This window comes from Roseburia sp. AF12-17LB, from assembly GCF_003479605.1.
Taxonomy (GTDB): domain Bacteria; phylum Bacillota; class Clostridia; order Lachnospirales; family Lachnospiraceae; genus Roseburia_C; species Roseburia_C amylophila.
The window spans coordinates 1-22,746 of record NZ_QUHR01000012.1 but is presented as its reverse complement, the minus strand read 5'-3'; the positions used below and the strand labels follow the sequence as shown (position 1 = coordinate 22,746).

The window sequence follows — 22,746 nt, the reverse complement described above, 5'->3', positions numbered from 1 at the left end:
TGTTACTTCCCTTTCAACTTCTTCTTTAAACGCTGCAACGCATTATCCACAGCCTTCGGCTCTTTTCCCATAGCTTCTGCAATCTGCTCATAGCGAAAGCCCTGCAGATAATACGACAACACTTCCTGTTCCATTTTGCTTAAAGTTTCATTTACTTTCCGCTTGAAATCTTCCCGGTCTTCCTGACTGATAAATAAATTCTCCGGATTCGCCTCATCTATAGTCTCCAACACATCCGCCAGATTCCTGCCTTCCGAATCCTCACTATCTGCATAAAGTGGTACATACGAATTGAGCGGTGCATGCTTTTTCCGATTGGAAGCCTCCACCGCTGTATACATCTGCCTTGCAATACAAAGGTCTGCAAAATGAAAAAAGCTGCTGTCTTTATCCGGCTGATAATCCCGGACAGCTTTAAACAGACCAATCATTCCCTCCTGAATCAAATCGTCCGTCTCACCACCAATGAGATAAAGTGCTTTTGCTTTTTTCTTAACCAGACTCTTGTATTTGTCCATCAGATAATCTGTAATTTCTTTTTCACCACTACGAAGTGCTGCAATTAATTCCTCATCACTCATATTCTGATAAGATTGCATCTCTCTCTCCTGTTAACTTAATCTCTGTCTTACAATTTCATAAGCTAAAACACCTGTTGCTACCGATGCATTTAAGGAGTCAATATCTCCCTTCATTGGAATCGATGCCACAAAGTCACAGTTTTCTTTTACTAATTTGCTGACACCTTCTCCTTCATTTCCGATAACCAGTCCGATAGAACCTTTTAAATCCAGATCATACATGGTTGTGCCACCCATATCTGCACAGACAAACCACATGCCCTGCTCCTTTAATTCCCGGATGGTATTGGTAAGATTGGTTACCTTTGCTACCGGTGTATAATAAATGGCTCCTGCAGAAGCCTTTGCTACGGTAGCGGTCAGTCCCACTGCACGGCGCTTTGGAATAATGACGCCATGGGCACCTGCCAGATTGGCAGTACGGATAATTGCACCCAAATTGTGCGGATCTTCAATATTATCCAGCAAAATGACAAATGGTGCTTCATTTTTCCTTCTGGCATTTTCTAAAATATTTTCTACCGTTGCATAAGAAAATGCTGCTGCCATGGCAATGACACCCTGATGCTTCTTCGTCTCTGACAACTGCTCTAAACGTTCCTTTGCAACAAACTGTACCAGCGTATCATGCTTTTTCGCTTCTCTTAAAATGGTCTGAATGGGACCGTCTTTACAGCCATCTAATACAAACAGCTTGTCTATGGTTTTTCCGGAACGAAATGCTTCTAAAACTGCATTTCTTCCTTCTATCTTCGTGCTTTCTGCCTGTGTGTTTTCCATCTGCATTTCTTCCATTCTACTTTCCTCCTGCCAGATCATTCTTTCCGGTCTTCACATTATAGTGTCTGATTGCTTCTTTCGCCAGTTCCAAAATCCGCTCAAACTGATCCGTCAGATATAAATAGCCCATCAATGCTTCAAAGCCGGTGGCACGGCGATAATCTGACATAGTTGCGTTTTTTGCCATGGTCGGAGACTTGGCATTTCTGCCTCTGCGGTAAATTTCCGTTTCGTCTTCCGTAAGCATTGGAGTCAGTGTCTCCATCATCGTTGCCTGTGCATGTGCTTTCACCAGATGGCTGGTGGTCTGATGCAGACGGGATGCCTTGGTATTGCCTTTTCCAACTACAATGCTTCTTATGACAAGGTCATAAATGCCATCTCCTATGTAGGCAAGTGCCAAAGGGGAGTAGGTTGCTACATCCACCTTTGGCAGGTCAAAATATTCTTTGATATGGGAATCTATGCCTTTTTCCATTTTACACCCTCTCTGGTATCCTCTAAGACAATTCCTTTTTCCAAAAGTTCATTACGAATTGCGTCTGCTTTGGCAAAATCTTTTTCTTTCTTTGCAGCCTTACGCTCTTCGATTTTTTCTAATACATATGCTTCTAAATCTGCATCGATTACATCGGCAGGATTTGCCACTTCTCCCGCTGCTAAATCAAGAGATAATACATAATCAAAATCTTTTACCAGTGCAAGCTTGGTTGCATCGGTCATATCGGCTTTCAATACTTCATATACTACAGTCAGTGCCATGGAAGTATTTAAATCATCCTCTAATGCCTGCAGGAATTTCTCTTTGTATGCATCAAATTTATCCTGCTCTACTTCTGTAGACGCATCCAGTTTTGCAATGGTCTTACGAAGCTTTACATAGGAATTTTCCATATTATCCATTACTTCATAAGAGAATTCCAATGGCTTTCTGTAATGGGACTGCAGACAGAACATACGATATACCAGCGGCAGATAACCTTTTTCTTCCAATAAGGAAACGGTCAGGAAATCTCCCTTGGATTTACTCATTTTTCCTGATTTATCATTCAGATGATGCACATGGAACCAGTAATTACACCATTTATGTCCCAGATATGCTTCACTCTGTGCAATCTCATTGGTATGATGTGGGAAAATATTATCCACACCACCACAGTGAATATCCATATATTCGCCTAAATGCTTCATGCTGATACAGGAGCACTCGATATGCCAGCCCGGATAACCAACGCCCCATGGACTATCCCATTTCAGTTCCTGGTTATCGAATTTGGACTTGGTAAACCACAATACAAAATCACTCTTATTGCGCTTATTTTCATCCTCAGATACGTCATCACGGACACCTACCATCAGCTCTTTTTCGCTCTGGCTGGAGAATACATAATAATCATCTAATTTTGATGTATCAAAATATACATTTTCTCCGGCAATATATGCATAGCCTTTCTCTAAAAGTACCTCTATCATATGAATAAATTCCGGGATACAATTGGTTGCCGGCTCTACCACATCCGGACGTTTGATATTTAATTTGGAGCAATCGGAAAAGAATGCATCGGTATAATACTTTGCAATCTCCATAACGGTCTTGTGCTCACGTTTTGCGCCCTTTAACATTTTATCCTCACCGGTATCTGCATCACTGGAAAGATGTCCTACGTCTGTTATGTTCATGACACGCTTTACATCATAACCTGCGTAGCGAAGTGTTTTCTCTAATACATCTTCCATAATATAGCTGCGCAGATTTCCGATATGTGCAAAATGATATACGGTTGGTCCGCAGGTATACATTTTCACTTTGCCATCTTCGTTTGGCACAAAGGTCTCTACTTTTCTTGTAAGGGTATTAAAAATCTTTACGTTGTTCTCCATGTTATCCTCCATCGTTCCTGGAATTACTTATTTAATTCTTTTCTACTTCCTGCTTTAATGCTTTTATCTCTTTTTCCATATCAATGATACGGTTGCATAATTCTGAATTTTCCCGCTGCAATACATTGATATCTTCCTGTACCGGGTCCGGCAGATTGCACTGGTCCATATCACTGCGCGGAATTTTTACATTGTTACGTTTTACGATTCGTCCCGGAACACCTACTACGGTACAATTTGGCGGCACCTCTTCAATTACCACACTTCCGGCACCGATTTTCGAATTCTCGCCTACCGTAAAGGAACCGATGATTTTTGCTCCGGCACTTACCATTACATTATCCTCTAAGGTCGGATGACGTTTTCCGGTTTCCTTACCGGTTCCGCCCAGGGTTACACCCTGATATAAGGTTACATTATCTCCGATAATTGATGTCTCTCCGATGATAACGCCGGTACCATGGTCGATAAAGAATCCTTTTCCAATTACTGCACCCGGATGTATCTCAATTCCGGTTTTTCTTGCTGCTTTCTGTGAAATATATCTTGCCCGGAAGAAATGTCCCTTCAGGTAATGCTTATGTGCACGCCTATAACTAAGCATAACACGAAATGACGGATAAAGCAAAACCTCCATTGGAGATTTTAATGCCGGATCACGCTCCTTGATAATCTCAAATTCCTCTTTTAATTCTTTTATAAAACCCATGATTACAGCCTCCTGTTCACTGTATAGATTCTTTCCTTTATGCATGCAAGCATGCGATTTTTACTTTACAGGAAAGCAATTTCCTATAAAGTAAAAAATCGTCTCTATATAAATATAGAGACGAAGTTATTCCGCGGTTCCACTCTAAGTAAAGCATTGCTGCTTTCCCTCAATACACGTAACATGTGCTATTCGTTCCTGGCTACTTGCTTTCACCGGGACTGCTTCCGGATGCACTTCATATACTTTGGAATCAAGACTGCTTTCAGCCGATGACAGTCTCTCTCTTTTATTCACGCATGTATACTACTCTTTCCGTTCACTGCATTTATCAATTCATTTCTGAATCATTTTTAAATTCTTTTTACGCTACTAGTTTATGCACGAATTGCCATTTTGTCAATAGAAAAGTTATTTTCCGCATCCCGGGCAGCCTGCACAATTTCGTTCACTGCCACCTACTGCTATGCTGTTTTCATAGATACTTGAGATAGCACAGATTGCCTGGGAGCTGATTCCATCTTCGCTTCCGGTAAAGCCAAGCCCTTCCTCTGTGGTTGCCTTTACATTTACCTGACTGACGTCTATCTTCAATGCCTGTGCAATATTTTCTTCCATCTTCTCAATGTGTGGACGCATCTTTGGCTTCTGGGCAATAATCGTAGCATCGATATTATCAATGACATAATTCTCTTTCTCTAAAAGCTGTCCCACTTCTTCCAATAATTTTATACTGGAAATCCCCTCATATGCCGGGTCTGTATCCGGAAAATGCTTTCCGATATCTCCTAAAGCCGCTGCCCCCAGCAACGCATCCATGATGGCATGTAACAATACATCTGCATCCGAATGTCCCAGCAAGCCAAGACTGTGCGGTATCTCCACTCCGCCTATGATTAATTTTCTTCCTTCTACTAATTTATGAACATCATATCCCATTCCTACTCGCATGTGATTTTTCCTTTCTTTTTCCGCTTTCTTCTTTACCTTCCTCCGCAGTGCGCGCACGAAGCGGCTCCACCTCTTCGCGCTCCCGGGCTTTCGCCCTATTTCCTTTCTCTTCCTCCGCAGTGCACGCACGAAGCGGCTTCGCCTCTTCGCGCTCCCGGGCTTTCGCCCTATCTCGGTCCAGCTCCGCAGTGCACGCGGGAAGCTGCTTCGCACCTTCCCGCTCTCGGGCTTTCGCCCTATCAAAAACAAGGAAAATCCAGTTTTGTCTGCAAGCAGCCAATCTGGATTTTTCTTGTTTTTGGCACTGCTCAATGCTTACGGACATTATACCACACTGGAGGTATTTTCTGATAGCTGTTTATAGATTTCTTTTTTCATATTATTTTCTGTTTTGCATCATACTATAGTTTCAGGAGGTATTTTTATGAATTCTAAAAAACTTTTTATCTGGGGTTTCCTCTTTGTGTCTGTGATTGGATCCCTATTACATTTCGTCTATGAATGGTCCGGTAACAATTCCATCGTACGGCTTTTTGCACCATGGAATGAATCCACCTGGGAGCACATGAAGCTTCTTTTCTTTCCAATGCTGGTTCTTGTGCTTTTTCTCTTTTTCAAACTGCCGGAACAAAGTCCGATTCCAGTAGCACTCTCCATTGGGACGCTGGTTGGGTTGGCATTGATTCCAATTCTCTTCTACACATACACCGGTGTGCTGGGCTTCTCTGTCATGGCGATTGATATTGCAATTTTCTACATCAGTGTTCTGGGTGTCTTTCTTACCGGATGGTTTCTGAAAGATAACCGCAAACTTGCCAACCGCAGGGGACTGCTACTTACCTGCCTTGTAATTCTTGCAATTCTGTTTTTTATCTTTAGTTACTATCCGCCTGAGATTGGACTTTTTCAGGAGCCATAAGCTATTTTTAAATAGGAAAACAGGTCGGTAAGGAATTTACAAGAAATTCTCACCTGCAGTTCTTTCCTGATGCCAGATTTTTTCTTGCTACTCGCAAAAAAAGAATCCTGCATCTGCAAGATTCTTTTTCAGTAGCGGAAGGGAGATTTGAACTCTCGACACCACGGGTATGAACCGTGTGCTCTAGCCAACTGAGCTATTCCGCCATATTCAACTATTTGTTTTGGAATGGGACCTACAGGGCTCGAACCTGTGACCCTCTGCTTGTAAGGCAGATGCTCTCCCAGCTGAGCTAAGATCCCATATTCCTGCGGGTTACTCATCTGCAACCCGCTTTGCTAGTATACTATATAGGAATAGTGAAGTCAAGCACTTTTTCAAAAATATTTTTGAAATATTTAAAATTTTTGAAAATATTTCAAGATTCAAAATTACTCCAATAATTCTGTCAAGCTGCCGGATACCTGCCTTATGAGATACCTTTGCAAATCATACATCTCTCCTTCTCCCTATTCCTTCGCAATAAACAAGACGCCCAGTGTTCCCGGTCCACAGTGGCTGGATACTACACCACCCGCTCTGGTCTCTAAAATTTCATGAAAGACATGCAGGTCATTGAGATAAGCCCGTACCTTATCTACGATTTCCGGGGCACTGCCGGAATGAGTGATAAATACGCGTTCCGGCCGGGCATTCTTCATTGCTTCTTCCATGTCTTTCACATAAGAGAGAACAACCTTTTCCATATTACCACGGTATTTCTTGCCCGGCCCCATCTTACCATCCTCAACACCAATCCGCGGATGAAGCTTTAATGCACCTCCGGCTAAGGCAGCCAGTCCACTGCATCTGCCACCACGATAAAGATAGGTTAAGGTGTCTACCACAAAGCTTGCCCGAACCAGAGGCTTTAATTCTTCGATACGGGCGGTAATCTCTGCCGCGCTCTTTCCCTGCTGTGCCATTTCGGCTGCTTCTATGACAAGAAGTCCGATACCGGTAGAAAGGTTTGCAGAATCAATTACTGTAACCAGATTTTCTGCCTCCAGTTCTTCCGCTGCAAGACGCATCACATTCATGGAAGAAGACATCCCGGATGCAATGGCAAAACAGATAACCTCCTGACCTTTTTCTACATAAGGCTTTAACAATTCTACTGCCTGCTCTGCGGATGGTGCTGAAGTCTTTGGAGTGGTCTTGTGTTCATCCGACCAATCAAAAATCTCCTGCGGAGTAATATTTACTCCATCCAGATATTCTTCGTCACCTAATAAAATGTGAAGCGGAAGAATGGTAATATCATAACATTTTACCAGTTCTTCAGATAAATCACAGGTACTGTCTGAAATTATCTTTACCATATCAAAAACCTCCCAAAATAAAAATTTACATTTCTTCCAATAGACGCTCTACCAGTTTTACACAATCAGCTGCATCCGGGGAATAGCCATCTGCACCGATTTCATCTGCAAAGCTCTGTGTAATTGCTGCGCCACCGACGATAATCTTGCTGTTGCAACCGCGCTCTTTTGCCAGTTCTACCACATCCTTCATACGCATCATGGTAGTGGTCATCAGGGCGGAAAGTCCGATAATCTGCGCATGCTCTTTCAATGCAGTATCAACAATAATATCTGCCGCTACATCTTTGCCCAAATCTAAAACACGATAACCATAGTTACGGAGCATCAGTGCTACCAGATTCTTACCGATATCGTGTATGTCACCTTCTACGGTTGCAATAATAATGGTTGCCTTTGGCTCTTCGTCCTTATCTTTGGAAAGCATTGGCTCCAAGTATTCAATGGCATGCTGCATGGTCTGCGCACTGGAAATCAGCTGCGGCAGGAAATAAATCTGCTTGTCAAAAAGAACACCTACTTCATTAATGGCAGGAATCAACTGTCCATTAATAATCGCTCCCGGTTCTTCTCCTGCTGCCAAAGCTTTATCTACTTCTTTTAAAATATTGCCCTTATTTCCCTTTAATACACAGTCAAATACCGGATTTGCCGGCTCTAAAGTGCCTGCCGAAGCTGCGTTATCGGTTGCCGGAGCTTCCTTCTGTGCCCGTTGGTTCATCCGATTGATATAGAGGATATCGGAACCTTCTTTATGTAAAAGCATATCCGAAGCCACCGCCGCATTCATTAATAAATCCTGGGATGGATTTGCAATTGCCATCGTAAGTCCTTTTGCAATTGCCATGGTAAGAAATGCACTGTTTACATAAATACGTTCCGGCAGACCGAAAGAAATATTGGAAAGTCCACAGGCTGTGGCAAGGCCCAATTCATCCTTACAATACTGGATGGTATCGAAACATTCCAATGCTGCCAGCGGATTGGCACCTACCGTTGCTACCAGTCCGTCCACGATAATATCTTCTTTATGAAGACCGATTTTTAAGGCGGCATCTAAAATGGTACGGACAATCTGCCGCTTCTCTTCTGCGTCTTTTGGAAGTCCCTCGTCAGAAAGCGGAAGCAAAATAAACATTGCTCCATATTTCTTTGCAATCGGAAGCAATTTTTCGAATTTCTCTTTTTCTAAGGAAATAGAGTTAATCAAAGCTCGTCCCGGATAAATACGAAGTGCTGCTTCAATAATATCCACATGGGATGAATCGATACAAAGCGGACAATCCACTGTATAAGTAACCTCATGAATGGTATTTAACATCATCTGTTTCTCATCGATTCCATTCATACCCATATTGACATCCAGAATGGCTGCACCATTTTCTTCCTGTGCCCGTGCCATATCACGAACCATATTAAGGCTGCCTTCCCGAAGCTCTGCCTGCAATTTCTTCTTTCCGGTCGGATTAATCCGCTCACCAATTACCATAAATGGTCCGTCCAAATCAATTTCTACCGTCTTACGCTCGGAAGTAAGCACTCTTCGTCTTGGTGCTTCCGCATGATGGATTCCCATTGGTTTTACTTTATCTGCCAATGCCTTGATATGTGCCGGGGTCGTTCCACAGCATCCACCAATAATCGAAACGCCTTCTTCGATTAATTTTGCACCAACTTCCGCAAATTCTTCCGGTGTGGTCTTGTATACCGTTACGCCATCCTCTAATTCCGGTAATCCGGCATTTGGCTTTGCCAAAACAGGAACATAGGCATATTCTACGGTCTGGCGAATCGGCTCTAACATTTCCTCTGGTCCTGTGGAGCAGTTCATTCCCACTGCATCAGCACCCAGGCTCTGCAACGTAACTACCGCAGTTACCGGATCTGTTCCATACAAGCTTCTGCCATCCTCGTTATAAGTCATACTTGCCATAATCGGCAACTCACAGGTTTCACGGATTGCCAGCACAGCGGCTCTTGTTTCCTGCAGACTCATCATGGTCTCAATGATAAATAAGTCTACTCCCGCATCTGCCACAACTTTGACCTGTTCTTTATAAATATCTACCAGTTCTTCAAACTGCAATTCACCCATCGGATAAAGCTGCTGACCGGTCATGGTAATATCACCGGCTACCAGCGCTTTTCCGCCTGCTGCCTTTTTGGAAATGGCAACTAATTGCTGGTTCATCTCTACCAGCTTATCTGCCAGTCCATATTCTTCTAATTTAATGCGGTTTGCAGTAAAGGTCGGTGCCAAAAGAATCTGTGTTCCAGCCTCCACATAAGCCCGCTGCAAATCTATCATGGTCTGTGGATGCTCTAAAATCCACTGCTCCGGGCAGACTCCTACCGGCATTCCTGCATTCTGAAGATTGCTTCCGGTTGCACCATCTAAGATAACCGGTCCATTTTTTACTAATTCCTTAAATTCCTCTCTTGTCATCTACGTTCTTCCTCCTGTCGGATTGCCTCAATAATTCTCGCAATTAAGCCCGTCCGGTTAAATGGTGTCATAAAATAAAATCCGTCTGCAATATCATATAATTTTGCTGCGATTTCAACAGATAATTCAATTGCCACTTCTTCTGCCTCTTCTCTTGTCATATCTTCCCGATACCGGTTTACAATTTCATCGGAAACATGGATGCCCGGCATCTCATTTTTCACAAACATTGCATTCTTATAGCTTACCAGCGGCATAATACCGCACATGATTTTGGTGTCAATGTGTTCTTTGATATAAGTCAGTCTTTCCACATCTTCCTCGGTATATACCGGCTGTGTCAGGAAATAACCGCATCCTGCTTCCGCTTTACGCTTCATCCGTTCAATAATCGCATCCGGATTGGCGCCATGATAATTCAGTGCACCACCATAATAAACCGGCTCCTGTGCAAAAACTTCTAAATTCATTTCCTTAACATACTGCATCAGTTTAATGGAATTGAAATCAAAAACAGAAGTCACTCTTTCGCGGTCTGCCCTTGAAACCGGGTCTCCGGTCACAATCAGGAAATGGCGGACATCATTCATATGCATGCCTAAAAGACCTGCCCGCAACGCAATCACATTGCGGTCACGGCAGCTGATATGTGGCATTACTGCCACACCGGTCTTCTGCTGGATTTTCACTGCCAGCTGTCCGGCATCCATTCTCGCCCGCGCCATTGGGGAATCGGAAAGGGTAATCAGATCCACATTACATTTTCTTAAATCTTCTGCTCCTTTCATAACCTTGGATGCATCCTCGGAAAATGGCGGGTCCAATTCTACAATATAAGCCTTCTCCCCACGGGAAAGCTTCTCTTCAAAAATAGATGGAGTTCTTGTAACCTCCTGCGTTACTACATTTTCAATTTTCTTTACTGCCTTCGGCACATCCTGTAACTCGCCAGAAAGCAAAGCAATATATTCCGGTGTGGTTCCACAGCAGCCACCTAAAATATCGGTGCCAAGGGCTGCAATATCCTTCATTTTTTCTGCATAATAAGATGCATTATTGGAATAAATTGTCTTTCCCCGCAAAGTATATGGGTACCCTGCATTTGGAAGTGCTGATACGAATTTGTCACTGGAGAACTTCAGGTTCTTCATAAACTGATACATGTGGGTACTGTCCAGTTCACAGTTAAATCCATAGGCATCCACATTTTCCATCTCGGAAGCTTCTACTGCCACACGTTGCATGGAGAGACCTGAGCGGGTGTATCCACTCTTGTCAAACGCAAACTGCACCAGAATAAATGCGTCTGATTTTTCTTTGATATATGCCGTCACCGGCTCAATATAGGTAAAGTCACTCTGTGTCTCAAATACAAAACAGTCTGCGCCACAGGAAAGGAAGGTGTCACAAATTTCTTTGTACTCCTGTAACACATTGTCATAGTCCTGATGGTCAAGATCATAAATCGGTCCTAAATCTGCTCCGATAAATACCGGAATCTCTTTTCCATTTTCTGCCTGAAATGCGGTTACTGCTTCCTTTGCAATCTCATAGCCCGCCCGGACTGTCTCTTTTACTTCCTGCATATCTGCAAGAAACATGGTATTTGCTGCAAATGTATTGGTGCGGATCAGCCTTGCTCCCGCACGCAGATATTCTAAATGAATCTCCTTAATCTGCTCCGGATTCTTGAGATTCTCCTTTTCTGCAATCACAGTATCTTCGCTGTATTTTTCCTCATAATAAGTGCCCATGGCACCATCGGTTATCAGTCTTTGTTCTTTGATATATTCCTTTATATTCATAGTATACTCCAGTTTATCTTACATTTGAATTCCTACTAATTATATATGTAAGCTCCTTTTCCTGCAACTTAAAAATATAAATTTAATCCGGTGAGTTGCTTTTTTCATTTTCTGTGCTACACTGTTATTCATTGACAATGATATTTTCAAATACAAAGGAGTACACTTGATGAATTCAGTAAAGCTAATTGCCTTAGACATCGATGGCACCCTCTATAATAAAAACGGTGTCATTACCTCTTATAATAAAGAAATGATTCGAAAAGCCGTAGAAAACGGGATTACCGTTATTATCTCCACCGGCCGGCCTTATATCGGTCTTCCTGTGGATGAAATGAAGGAGCTTGGCATCCAATATGCCATTACTGCCAACGGTTCTGCGGTATACCGCGTCCCGGAAAAGGAACTGCTCTTAGATGAAAGCATGGATACCAATTTAAGTGTCCGGCTGTTACGCAAGCTCTATACGCAGTCTCTTCATATCGATGCCTTTATCAATGGTGACGGCTATACCCAGTTTTCCACCAGCGAGCTTACCAACCTATTAGATATTCCGGATTCCTTAAAAAAATATATCCAGACCACCCGGAAGACGATTACTGACTTAGCTGCTTATATCGAAGAACATAAACTTTGTGTTTCAAAACTGACTTTAAACTTTGCACCGGATGCAGATGGAAGCTATACCACAAGAGAAAAAACAAAAGAAATCTTAGACACCTTCCCGGAAGTCACTTATGTGTCCGGCGGTTTTCATAACTTAGAAGTTACCAGATGCGGCATTGCCAAATCCAAAGGACTTAAATTCCTCTGTGATTACCTCCACATTTCCATGGAAGATACCATGGCGGTAGGTGACAGCGAAAATGATCTCGATATCGTCAAAGCTGCCGGCATTGGCGTTGCCATGGGAAATGCGCAACAGCTCTTAAAAGATTCGGCTGATTTCATTTCCCTTTCTAATGAAGAAGATGGTGTTGCATACGCAATCGAGCGGTTCTGCTTTTAACAGAACCGCTCGTTGTATACGCTAGAACTTTGTACATACTTTATATTTACGTCGTAAAGTATTCATCGTATAGTCGTTATAATCTATTTTCTTATCCTTCTGAAGTCTTCCTAATACAATACCTGGATCACGATTTATTTTATTTGCAAATTTCTTAATAGCCTGTAAATCAAATTCACCCTGTCTTATAAATTCCTGATAATACCCTTTCGGAATCAGACTATCTTCTGCGAAACGATTCGCCGCTTCCTCCTGCTCACCACAATTTTTAATGTTTCATGTACTTACCATCTTCTACTAAAAAAAGACCTTGCAGAAAGGATTTCTCCTATCTACAAGGTCTTGCTCTTCTTTATTCCTATTTTTTATTTGAAGTATGCTACTCCACTTTCAAATAACTTCATATCCTGCTCGCCGTAAATGTTAACTGCAACAGACTCTCCACGACGCTCTGCATGTGCCATCTTACCAAGGACACGTCCGTCCGGACTGGTGATACCTTCGATTGCCATGTAAGAACCGTTTACGTTCCACTCTTCATCCATGGTTGGAACACCGGCTTCGTTTACATACTGGGTTGCCACCTGACCATTCTCAAAGAGCTTGTCTAACCACTCCTTCGGAGCAACGAAACGTCCTTCTCCATGGGATGCCGGGTTACAGTATACGCCGCCAAGCTCAGCCTGTGCTAACCATGGGGACTTGTTAGTCACTACCTTGGTATATACCATCTTGGAAATATGACGTCCGATGGTATTGTAGGTCAGAGTCGGTGAATCCGGTCTCTGGTGTGTAATCTTGCCGTAAGGAACCAGACCTAATTTAATCAGTGCCTGGAATCCGTTACAGATACCAAGTGCAAGACCGTCACGCTCATTTAAAAGCTTGTTTACAGCTTCTTTCATCTTCTCATTACGGAATGCTGTTGCAAAGAATTTTGCTGAGCCTTCCGGTTCATCTCCTGCAGAGAATCCACCAGGGAACATGATAATCTGTGCTTCATCAATTGCCTTTACAAATACATCAACAGAATCACGGATGTCTTCTGCATTTAAGTTCTTAAATACCTTTACGGTTACATCTGCACCTGCATTTTCAAATGCTTTCGCACTGTCGTACTCGCAGTTGGTTCCCGGGAATACCGGAATAAATACATGTGGGCGGGCAACTTTGTGCTTGCAGACATAAATGTCTTTTGTATCGTAAAGTCCGCTCTTCACTTCTTCTGTTCCGGTGGTTGCTCTGGTTGGGAATACTTTCTCTAAAGTCTGTCCCCATGCTTTGATTGCTTCATCCATGGAAATGCTCATATCACCATAGATAAAGTTCTTGCTGTCATTTACTGCACCCACAACAGCTCCGTTTGCTGCAAGACCTGCTGCTGCAAGGATTTCCTGTGCTTTTACAACTTTATTTTCCGGAACTTCTGCTACGATATTTCCAAAGCCCGGTGCAAATAATGTTTCTTTTGTTACATCTGCATTTACAGTAACGCCAAGTTTATTACCAAATGCCATCTTGCTGACTGCTGCTGCAAGACCTTTTCCATCTAATGCATAAGCTGCTACGATAACGCCTGTCTCAGTCATTTCATGAATTGCATCATAAAGCTTCATAACCTGTGCGTAATTCGGCATATCATAAGCATCTTTTTCGATGGTAAATAACATCAGCTTATCATTTTCTTTCTTAAGCTCCGGTGTGATAACATCTTTTTCTTTTGCCACATCAACTGCAAAGGATACCAGTGTTGGCGGTACATCAATTTCATTGAAGGAACCGGACATGGAGTCCTTTCCACCGATGGATGGAAGTCCGAAACCAATCTGCGCATTATAAGCACCAAGCAGTGCTGCAAATGGCTGGCTCCAACGACTTGGCTCCTCCGACATTCTGCGGAAGTATTCCTGGAATGTGAAACGAATCTTGTGGAAATCACCACCGGCTGTTACGATACGGGAAACAGACTCTAATACTGCATAAGCTGCTCCATGGTATGGGCTCCATGAAGATAAATATGGATCAAATCCGTAACTCATCATGGTTACTGTATCGCATTTTCCATTCATAACCGGAAGTTTTGCAACCATACTCTGTGTCTCGGTCAACTGATATTTTCCACCATATGGCATGTATACACTGCCTGCTCCGATGGAACCATCAAACATTTCTACAAGACCCTTCTGGGAACATACGTTAAGGTCTTTTAATTCATTTAACCATGCTGCTTTCATATCGCCTGCTGCAACTGCTTCTTCTACAGCCTTTGTGCTGATTTTATTTAAATAATTCTCTTCTTTTACCGGAAGCTCTACCTTTACATCAGTCTCCTGATGTGCTCCGTTGGTATCTAAGAATGCTCTGGAAAGATTTACAATTTCTTTTCCTCTCCAGGATAATACTAATCTTGGCTCTTCGGTTACAACGGCAACTTTCACAGCCTCTAAGTTTTCTTCTTTTGCATAATCTAAGAACTGCTGTGCATCTTCCGGTGCAACAACAACTGCCATACGCTCCTGAGACTCGGAAATAGCAAGTTCTGTTCCGTCCAGTCCGGCATATTTCTTAGGTACTTTATCCAAATCAACCTGTAATCCGTCCGCAAGCTCTCCGATTGCTACGGACACTCCACCGGCACCAAAGTCATTACATTTCTTAATAATGTGGGCAACTTCTTCTCTGCGGAAAAGTCTCTGAATCTTACGCTCGGTAGGTGGGTTACCTTTCTGAACCTCTGCACCACAGGTATCAATGGATTCTGTATTGTGCGCTTTGGAGGAACCGGTTGCTCCACCACAGCCATCACGTCCGGTACGTCCGCCTAAGAGGATAATAATATCTCCCGGATCAGAAGTCAGTCTCTGAACGGCACGACGAGGTGCTGCTCCCATAACGGCTCCGATTTCCATTCTCTTAGCAACATAATCCGGATGATATACTTCTTTGACATATCCGGTAGCAAGTCCAATCTGGTTACCATAGGAACTGTATCCCTGTGCTGCGCCGCGAACCAGTTTCTTCTGAGGAAGCTTTCCTTCCATGGTATCTTTTACAGATACGGTAGGGTCAGCAGCTCCGGTTACACGCATTGCCTGATATACATAGGTACGTCCTGACAACGGGTCACGAATTGCTCCACCAAGACAGGTTGCAGCTCCACCAAACGGCTCGATTTCGGTTGGGTGGTTGTGGGTCTCATTTTTAAAGTTTACAAGCCATTCTTCTGTCTTGCCATCTACTTCAACAGGCACTACGATAGAGCAGGCATTAATCTCATCGGACTCTTCCTGATCCTGTAATTTTCCTTCTTTTTTCAGACGCTTCATTGCCATTAATGCAATGTCCATTAAGCAGACAAATTTGTCATCTCTACCCTCATACATTTTCTTATGTGTATCAAGATAATCCTCATATGTCTTTTCCATTGGCTCTTTGTAGAAACCATCTTCAAATGCAACATTTTTCAGTTCGGTAGAAAATGTGGTATGACGGCAATGGTCTGACCAGTAGGTATCCAGCACACGAATCTCGGTCATGGATGGGTCTCTATCTTCTTCTCCATGGAAATAGTTCTGAATATGTAAGAAATCCTTGAATGTCATAGCCAGTCCAAGGGAATCATAGAGTGCTTTTAATTCCTGCTCCGGCATATCCTTAAATCCGGTCATAATCTTAACATCTGCAGGCTCCGGGAACTCTGTTACCAAAGTCTCAGGCTTCTCCATGCCGGTCTCTCTGGAATCTACCGGGTTGATGCAGTGATGCTTGATTGCCTCTAACTGCTCAGCGTTGATATCTCCGTAAATAACATACGTTGTTGCGGTACGGATAACCGGCTCTTCATCCTCTTTTAAAAGCTTCACACACTGCTCTGCAGAATCTGCTCTCTGGTCGAACTGTCCCGGAAGGAATTCAACGGAAAATACTTTTCCATCCCCCATTTCAAAATTCTCTTCATAGACATCATCTACCGGCGGCTCTGAAAATACAGTCTGAACTGCTCTTTTATATACATCATCGGAAATGTTTTCAATATCATAACGAATCAGGACACGTACCTTATCTACTGCGCTGATTCCAAGATAACTCTTAATCTCTGCATGTAACTCTTTGGCGCGTACTGCGTAAGCGTCTTTTTTCTCTACATACACTCTTCTTACCTTACTCATCTTCTACCTCCTGAATGTTTACTTTCTTATGCTCATTATAGCACGGCATTATGAATAAGAACAATTAATATATTTAATTTTATTTATAAGAGTTACTAATGTTGACACAGTTATAAGCGTCACTTATAATAAAGGAAAATATGCAAGATATGCATTCTGATATGATAAAGGAGTCATTATGGATATTAATTACGAATTATATAAAGTATTCTATCACGTTGCTACTTCCTTAAGCTTCTCGGAAGCCAGCAAGCAGCTCTACATTTCCCAGTCTGCAGTAAGCCAGTCCATCAAGACCTTAGAAAAGAAATTAGAGCAGCCGCTTTTTATCCGGAGCACCAAGAAAGTCCAGCTTACTCCGGCAGGACAGGTTCTGTTAAAACACATTGAACCTGCCATGAATCTCATCGCCCGCGGGGAAAACCAGCTCTTAGAGTCCAATACCCTTGGGTTAGGGCAGCTTCATATTGCTGCCAGCGATACTATCTGCCGCTATTTTTTAGTACCTTATTTAAAAGAATTTCATAAAAAATTTCCCATCGTTCCCATCAAGGTTACCAATGCAACCTCTCTTGGCTGCGTTGACCTCTTAGAGCAGGGAAAAGTCGATATTGCCGTTACCAACTGCCCGAATGTACGATTAAATCAATCCTACATCCGCAAAATGGTACTGGATTTTACGGATGTATTTATTGCGAATCCATCCTACTTTAATTTAAAACAACAGGAATTAAGTTTCCGGGATTTAACAAAATATCCTCTGCTGATGCTCGATAACAAGAGTACCACCAGCGAATTCATGCACAATCTCTTCCTTTCCCATCAGTTGGAGCTGATTCCGGAAATTGAACTGAGCAGTAATGACCTTCTGATTGACCTTGCCCGTATCGGTCTTGGTATCGCCTGCATTCCGGACTATTGCTTGAAACATGAATCTAAGGATTTGTTTATCTTAAAAACTTTAGAACCTCTTCCACGAAGACAGCTTGCCGTCTCCGTAAATCCGAATCTGCCGATTCTTACTTCCACAGAAGAATTCTTAAATCTGCTGCCGACATTATAAATGCTTTTCCTCCCAGAAGGTTGTCAGTTTCTCTTCCAGATTGGAAAGCTGGCACACGCTTCGCTGTTCCCACTCTCTTGGGAACAGCCGCTGATAATCATTCTGCAGAAAGCGTTCATCCAAAAGCTCGATAATTCCCACATCTTCTGCAGTCCGGATAACACGTCCCGCTGCCTGAAGTACCTTATTCATCCCTGGATACCGATAGGCATAATCGAATCCCATGCCCTCTTTCTTATCATAATATTCTTTTAAAATTTCCCGCTCATTGCTAATCTGCGGCAGACCGGTTCCTACGATGATTGCGCCAATCAACTGCTCCCTCTTTAAGTCAATTCCTTCTCCAAAGATGCCGCCCATAACACAAAATGCCACCAGGGACTCTTCTTTTTCCTCCTGAAATGCTTCTAAGAAAGCTTCTCTTTCCTCTTCTCGCATGCCGGATTCCTGACAGATGCAGGTAATTGTTTCATCCATCCGTAACTCAAATGCCTCATGCACTTTTTTCAGGAAAAGATAGGATGGGAAAAACACCATATAATTGCCCTTTTTCTTCTTTATTGTACGATAAATATAATCCGCAATCCTTCCATATTCTTCCGGTGTTCTTCTGGTATATTTACTGCTGACATCATTTCCGATTAACAAAAGTCTCTTATCCTGGGAAAATGTTGTCCTTGCATAAACTGCATAATTATCCGTTTTATTCGTCAAAAGCTCCTTATAATACTGAACCGGCAGCAGCGTTGCCGAAAAGAAAATCGTAGTATTTCCCTTATCCAGACACTCCTGCAGATTAAAGGACGGATCCACGCAAAAAAGCTTTATGACAAATCTGCCCTCTTCATCATGCTGCCCGTAAATTACATAATGTTCATCCACACGCTCGTAGATATTCAAAAAATTTCTCAATTCAAAATAAAAATCAAGAACCACATCCCGCCCCGGAAACTCCGGATTCTTCTGCATATATTCTTCGATTTTTGCAGCAAGGCGCATACAGGAGAAAATGAGATTCGGAATGCTTTCGTAAATCTGATAAGTTTCGCATTCTCTCTTATATTCTAACATCAGCTTATTGCATTTGCTCAGTTCCTTCTCAATGGCAGAGCTTCTTGGCTTCATAATTTTCCGCACCGCAAGAATATCCTCTTTGACAAGGGCGGCACTATACATCTCCCGTCCACGTTCCACAAGATTGTGTGCCTCATCTACCAGAAAGATGTAATCACCCTTGATGCCATCTGCGAAAAAACGCTTTAGATACACATTCGGGTCAAAGACATAATTATAATCGCAGATAATATTATCCGCCCAGGTTGCCGTGTCCAGACACATTTCAAAAGGACAGACCTGATATTCTTTTGCATGTGCCAGCAAAACTTCTCTTGTCAGATTATTCTCCTTCTGCAATAAATCATAAACCGCATCATTTACCCGGTCAAAATGTCCCTTTGCATAAGGACAGCTTACGGGATTACAGTCCACTTCCTCACAAGGGCATAATTTTTCTTTCGCTGTAATCTGCACACTCTTTGCCCAATAACCCTTTTCACATAAAATGCCAAGGGTCTCTTTTGCCACATTTGCGGTAACAGTCTTAGCAGTTAAGTAAAAAATCTTATCACCTAATCCTTCTCCCACCGCTTTGATTGCCGGATATAATGTAGAAATGGTCTTGCCTACTCCGGTAGGTGCCTGAATAAACAGATTCTTTTTTCTGGCTATCGTACGGTAAACCCCGGCAGCCAACTCTTTCTGTCCCTCCCGGTACGGAAACGGAAATGCCAGTTCTTTAATGGATGCCTGCCGTTTCTTCCGCCACTCATACTGAAAATCCGCCCATTTCTTATATTTTAAAATCAAATCTGAAAACCATTCCTGCAGCTGCTGCATGCTATATTCATAAGAAAAATATTTTAAATCTCCGGTATCGAGATTTCCATATGTCATCTGAACATTGATTTTCTGTAAATCATTCTGGATTCCATATATGTACGCATAGCACTTTGCCTGTGCCAGATGTACCTTTATGGGTTCTTCCAATAAGTCAAGGCTTAAATATACGCCTTTTATCTCATCAATGGTAACTGTTTCTTCTATTATAATGCCATCTGCCCGTCCCCAGATTCCAAGCTCATAATTTTCTTCCTCAATGATAATATTTAAAGGAACCTCGGCATGGTAAGTGCTTCCCATCTTCTTTTGAATCTTCCGATGGAGTCTGCTGCCCGCCTGCATGGCTTCCATCGTATCAAGACTGGCTCTGCGGTTATCAATGTCTCCGGAACGCAAGATAAACTCCACCAGATTTCGTACCGATATTCTTATCTGCTCACGTTCCATTCCGCTGTCACCCCTTTTCATCCCATCTTATACTTATTTCTATTTATGCTATTTACTATTTTTTCTATTTATCAATTTTTGAAAAATCTCATTTTTCTAGCAGACTTTAAAGGAATTGAAACGTACTCTCATTTCATAATAACAAAAAAATACCAGATAGAAAAGACAATATCCAAATTGTCCGCTACCCGGTATTTCTTCTTACCTTATGAACCTGTATTTTCTGGCTGCCAGAAAACCTGTGCCATCATTTAAGCAGTTGCATACTTGCTTAATACATTCTCAAAGTTCATATCATGTCCGCCATACTTAACAGTAAGCTCTCGATTCAGATCAAGACTTAATACTCCAAGAAAAGACTTTGCGTCAATTATTACTCTATTGTATGAAATATCAATGTCAAAATCACATTTTCCTGCCTCACGTACAAAGTCTCTAACCTCTTCTGTGCCAGCTAATTTGATTTTCTTTTCATTCATTTTTTTCACCATCCTCAAAAAAATAACTGATTTACTTTTGATTCTTGAGCATTATGACACCATTTCTTTTTTTTGTCAATTTTCGCTTACCATCTTAGTATATGAATTTTATGAGCATTTTACACAATAAATTTTTCTGTTTTTCTCCATTTTGGTCTTACCAAAATTAGTTTGCCTGTCACATTTTGTCGTTTTTTATGGTACTTTAGTCACATTTACAAGTTTTTTTTTTACTCAGTCAATATTTTTTATCGTTTTTCACAAATTTTTGTGTCAAAAAATAAGGGAATAAGCCTCGCATTCCTTCAAAAGTCTTCAAAAAAGCTCCAAATTCCATCATTATTCCTAAACTTCTTTCTACACATAACATTTACATAATACTTACTATTGCACTTTTTTCCGTACATTCAGCGTTTTTCCATATAAGTGGACATTTCGTGTATTATAACGTGATTGTATCACTCATTAATTTCGCCGATTTTAAATCATGCAAGTATCTTGACTCGCTTGCGCTCATTATATTACGTCTTTCGAAGATATCCAGATCCGCTTTTTCTTGAAATATACTATCTCTATAATAATAAGAAGAACGGACACTCCGATTACTGCCAGATAACCATATTTCCATTGAAATTCCGGCATTCCCGGAAAATTCATTCCATACCAGCCTGTAATTAGTGTCAATGGCAAAAAGAGCGTTGTTACAATGGTCAGAATACTCATAATCCGGTTCTGGTGAATATCAATCTGCGTCTGATACATTTCACGGATTTGCTGTAAATACTCGCGGATTGTCTCTACGTAATTATGAAGCCGTTCCACACGATTCATATAGCGTTCCCAGCCCTGTTCCTCTTCTACTAAAGACTCCCGGTTCATATACATCTGCATGAAATCTCCCATATTCATTAACTGTTCATAATATGCCCGGCTCTCTGAAAGCTGCTTCCGATAACGCATTATTACTTCATTAAAATGCTCCGGTATCCTCTTAATTACAACATCCTCTACCTTCTCCAAATTTTCCTCTATCTTTTGCAGATAAAGAATATCATTGTCAATTAATGCATTACAAATAAATAGCAACACCATATGAAGTGTGCAGCCATCAAACATATCATTTTTGACCTTTGCCAATATTTCCTGTAATTCCTCATCTTCTTCTATTAAAAATAGTTTATTTTCAAAGAGATAAAAGCCAAAGGAAAACTCTTTTTCCTTTTTACTTCCCTGTTTTGGTACATGTATAATCCCCTGTACACATTCATGAAATGCCTCTACTTTGCTATAGCGGATAAAACGCATGCTGCTAATCAGATTCTTTCGATGCGGATAATTTCCTTCTAATTGCTGAAATTCTTCCATATTTAATAGTATTATCTGCGGTTCAGATTCCTTTTCTATATTTTTCCCATTATCCCTTGCTAAAGAAAGTTCTCCTGATGCCGCATGCAACCAATACCTGTTCATTTCTCTTACAGCTCCCTTCCTCACAATCCTGTTTTCATTCATCACATATTTTCTTCTATGTCAGCAGACTGCCCTTTATAAAAATTTTCTTTCATTACTTTCTCTTAGATTTTAACACTCTTTGTCTCTTTTATACCACTTTTCTTTTTTATACAAAATTTACTGCTAATAGCTGTTTGTGAATTCATGCTAAGTCTGCCAGTAGCTTCTTACGAATACCTGGCACAACTACGAGAAACACGCTTTGCAAGGTTCTCGCTACTCGTATAACAAAGAATGTGCCTTGGCGCATTCTTGCGCCTGCGGCGGTCGCTTGCGACATCTACCTTATACGCCGCAGTGTGCATCCTCGCAGAGCGTTTTTTATTTTACAGGAAAGCAATTTCCTGTAAAGTAAAAAAAGAAAGTATAGAATATACTTTCTTTTAAAGAACAGGGGTGGAAGGAATCGAACCCTCCTCTGGAGTTTTGGAGACTCTTATTCTACCGATGAACTACACCCCTATATGCTAAAATGACGTACAAGTACGTCACAATAGGTTTGTTTTGTAACATACCTTCAAAACTTCATACAGAAATCCGAAAACTTTTTTTCTAAGATGGTCATCTCAAATGCTTCGCATTTTCGATGTCATTTGCAGGCAAATGTTCGTCCGGCTTAAGAGCTGTTTCCGCAGATAAATCTGCTCCACATCTCTTCATCCGTCCTACCATCTTACTGCTTTTTGGTCAAGCCCTCGACCGATTAGTAACAGTCAGCTCCACACGTTACCGTGC

The 22,746-nt window shown here is 41.8% G+C and carries 16 protein-coding genes, 3 tRNA genes and 1 other annotated feature; of the genes, 3 read left to right on the top strand and 16 right to left on the bottom strand.

Going from position 1 to position 22,746, the window contains the following annotated elements:
* Positions 1-2: 2 nt before the first annotated feature.
* The 6 genes from sigH to ispF form a co-directional block, all read right to left on the bottom strand.
* Positions 3-599 (bottom strand): RNA polymerase sporulation sigma factor SigH, encoded by a 597-nt coding sequence (gene sigH / locus DWV68_RS12475; RefSeq protein WP_022242898.1) that lies wholly within the window; start codon positions 597-599, stop codon positions 3-5.
* A gap of 12 nt (positions 600-611) precedes the next feature.
* Complete coding sequence (rlmB, locus tag DWV68_RS12470) at positions 612-1,367, bottom strand: 23S rRNA (guanosine(2251)-2'-O)-methyltransferase RlmB (RefSeq protein WP_442970002.1); 756 nt, start codon at positions 1,365-1,367, stop codon at positions 612-614.
* A gap of 10 nt (positions 1,368-1,377) precedes the next feature.
* Positions 1,378-1,839 carry a Mini-ribonuclease 3 gene (locus DWV68_RS12465; RefSeq protein WP_022242900.1) on the bottom strand — a complete coding sequence of 154 codons (462 nt, stop codon included), beginning with the start codon at positions 1,837-1,839 and terminating at the stop codon, positions 1,378-1,380.
* Complete coding sequence (cysS, locus tag DWV68_RS12460) at positions 1,824-3,242, bottom strand: cysteine--tRNA ligase (protein WP_118177242.1); 1,419 nt, start codon at positions 3,240-3,242, stop codon at positions 1,824-1,826. Before cysS ends, DWV68_RS12465 begins: the two co-directional genes overlap by 16 nt.
* Before the next feature lie 31 nt (positions 3,243-3,273).
* On the bottom strand, positions 3,274-3,951 hold the full coding sequence (epsC, locus tag DWV68_RS12455) for a serine O-acetyltransferase EpsC (RefSeq protein ID WP_022242902.1): 678 nt from the start codon (positions 3,949-3,951) through the stop codon (positions 3,274-3,276).
* A 113-nt stretch (positions 3,952-4,064) separates the two neighbouring features.
* Positions 4,065-4,283 (bottom strand) — a binding site (T-box leader).
* A gap of 79 nt (positions 4,284-4,362) precedes the next feature.
* Positions 4,363-4,902: a 2-C-methyl-D-erythritol 2,4-cyclodiphosphate synthase gene (gene ispF / locus DWV68_RS12450; protein ID WP_022242903.1), complete on the bottom strand. Its 540-nt coding sequence runs from the start codon at positions 4,900-4,902 to the stop codon at positions 4,363-4,365.
* A gap of 424 nt (positions 4,903-5,326) precedes the next feature.
* On the opposite strand from ispF, the gene DWV68_RS12440 reads away from it, so the two are divergent.
* Positions 5,327-5,821: a DUF6512 family protein gene (locus DWV68_RS12440; protein ID WP_118177244.1), complete on the top strand. Its 495-nt coding sequence runs from the start codon at positions 5,327-5,329 to the stop codon at positions 5,819-5,821.
* 132 nt (positions 5,822-5,953) lie between these two features.
* Here the strand turns inward: DWV68_RS12440 and DWV68_RS12435 are convergent.
* The 5 genes from DWV68_RS12435 to DWV68_RS12415 form a co-directional block, all read right to left on the bottom strand.
* Positions 5,954-6,027 (bottom strand) — tRNA-Met (locus DWV68_RS12435).
* Positions 6,028-6,050: 23 nt separating this feature from the next.
* Positions 6,051-6,123 (bottom strand) — tRNA-Val (locus tag DWV68_RS12430).
* A 207-nt stretch (positions 6,124-6,330) separates the two neighbouring features.
* Positions 6,331-7,182 carry a DegV family protein gene (locus DWV68_RS12425; RefSeq protein ID WP_118177245.1) on the bottom strand — a complete coding sequence of 284 codons (852 nt, stop codon included), beginning with the start codon at positions 7,180-7,182 and terminating at the stop codon, positions 6,331-6,333.
* Between the two features lie 25 nt (positions 7,183-7,207).
* Entirely contained in the window at positions 7,208-9,628 is a 2,421-nt protein-coding gene (locus DWV68_RS12420) for a homocysteine S-methyltransferase family protein (RefSeq protein ID WP_118177246.1), read from the bottom strand.
* The gene (locus tag DWV68_RS12415) at positions 9,625-11,433 is read right to left on the bottom strand and encodes a bifunctional homocysteine S-methyltransferase/methylenetetrahydrofolate reductase (RefSeq protein ID WP_118087198.1); all 1,809 of its coding nucleotides are present in this window, start codon (positions 11,431-11,433) and stop codon (positions 9,625-9,627) included. The genes DWV68_RS12420 and DWV68_RS12415 overlap by 4 nt, the downstream gene beginning before the upstream one ends.
* A gap of 169 nt (positions 11,434-11,602) precedes the next feature.
* Between DWV68_RS12415 and DWV68_RS12410 the strand changes: the two genes are divergently transcribed.
* Positions 11,603-12,442: a Cof-type HAD-IIB family hydrolase gene (locus tag DWV68_RS12410; RefSeq protein ID WP_118087197.1), complete on the top strand. Its 840-nt coding sequence runs from the start codon at positions 11,603-11,605 to the stop codon at positions 12,440-12,442.
* Between the two features lie 365 nt (positions 12,443-12,807).
* On the opposite strand, the gene DWV68_RS12405 is transcribed toward DWV68_RS12410, so the two are convergent.
* Positions 12,808-16,611 (bottom strand): phosphoribosylformylglycinamidine synthase, encoded by a 3,804-nt coding sequence (locus DWV68_RS12405; protein ID WP_118665954.1) that lies wholly within the window; start codon positions 16,609-16,611, stop codon positions 12,808-12,810.
* A 178-nt stretch (positions 16,612-16,789) separates the two neighbouring features.
* On the opposite strand from DWV68_RS12405, the gene DWV68_RS12400 reads away from it, so the two are divergent.
* Positions 16,790-17,674 carry a LysR family transcriptional regulator gene (locus DWV68_RS12400; RefSeq protein WP_118665952.1) on the top strand — a complete coding sequence of 295 codons (885 nt, stop codon included), beginning with the start codon at positions 16,790-16,792 and terminating at the stop codon, positions 17,672-17,674.
* Here the strand turns inward: DWV68_RS12400 and DWV68_RS12395 are convergent.
* From DWV68_RS12395 to DWV68_RS12380, 4 genes are all read right to left on the bottom strand, one after another.
* Positions 17,669-20,020, bottom strand: a complete 2,352-nt coding sequence (locus DWV68_RS12395; RefSeq protein ID WP_118665950.1) for an ATP-dependent DNA helicase — start codon at positions 20,018-20,020, stop codon at positions 17,669-17,671. The two genes, DWV68_RS12400 and DWV68_RS12395, sit on opposite strands and share 6 nt — an antisense overlap.
* Before the next feature lie 251 nt (positions 20,021-20,271).
* Positions 20,272-20,499, bottom strand: coding sequence for an HPr family phosphocarrier protein (locus tag DWV68_RS12390; RefSeq protein ID WP_117698613.1), 228 nt, complete (start codon positions 20,497-20,499; stop codon positions 20,272-20,274).
* Between the two features lie 516 nt (positions 20,500-21,015).
* Positions 21,016-21,969: a magnesium transporter CorA family protein gene (locus DWV68_RS12385; protein WP_022243381.1), complete on the bottom strand. Its 954-nt coding sequence runs from the start codon at positions 21,967-21,969 to the stop codon at positions 21,016-21,018.
* 433 nt (positions 21,970-22,402) lie between these two features.
* A tRNA-Trp gene (locus DWV68_RS12380) sits at positions 22,403-22,473 on the bottom strand.
* Between the last annotated feature and the right edge of the window lie 273 nt (positions 22,474-22,746).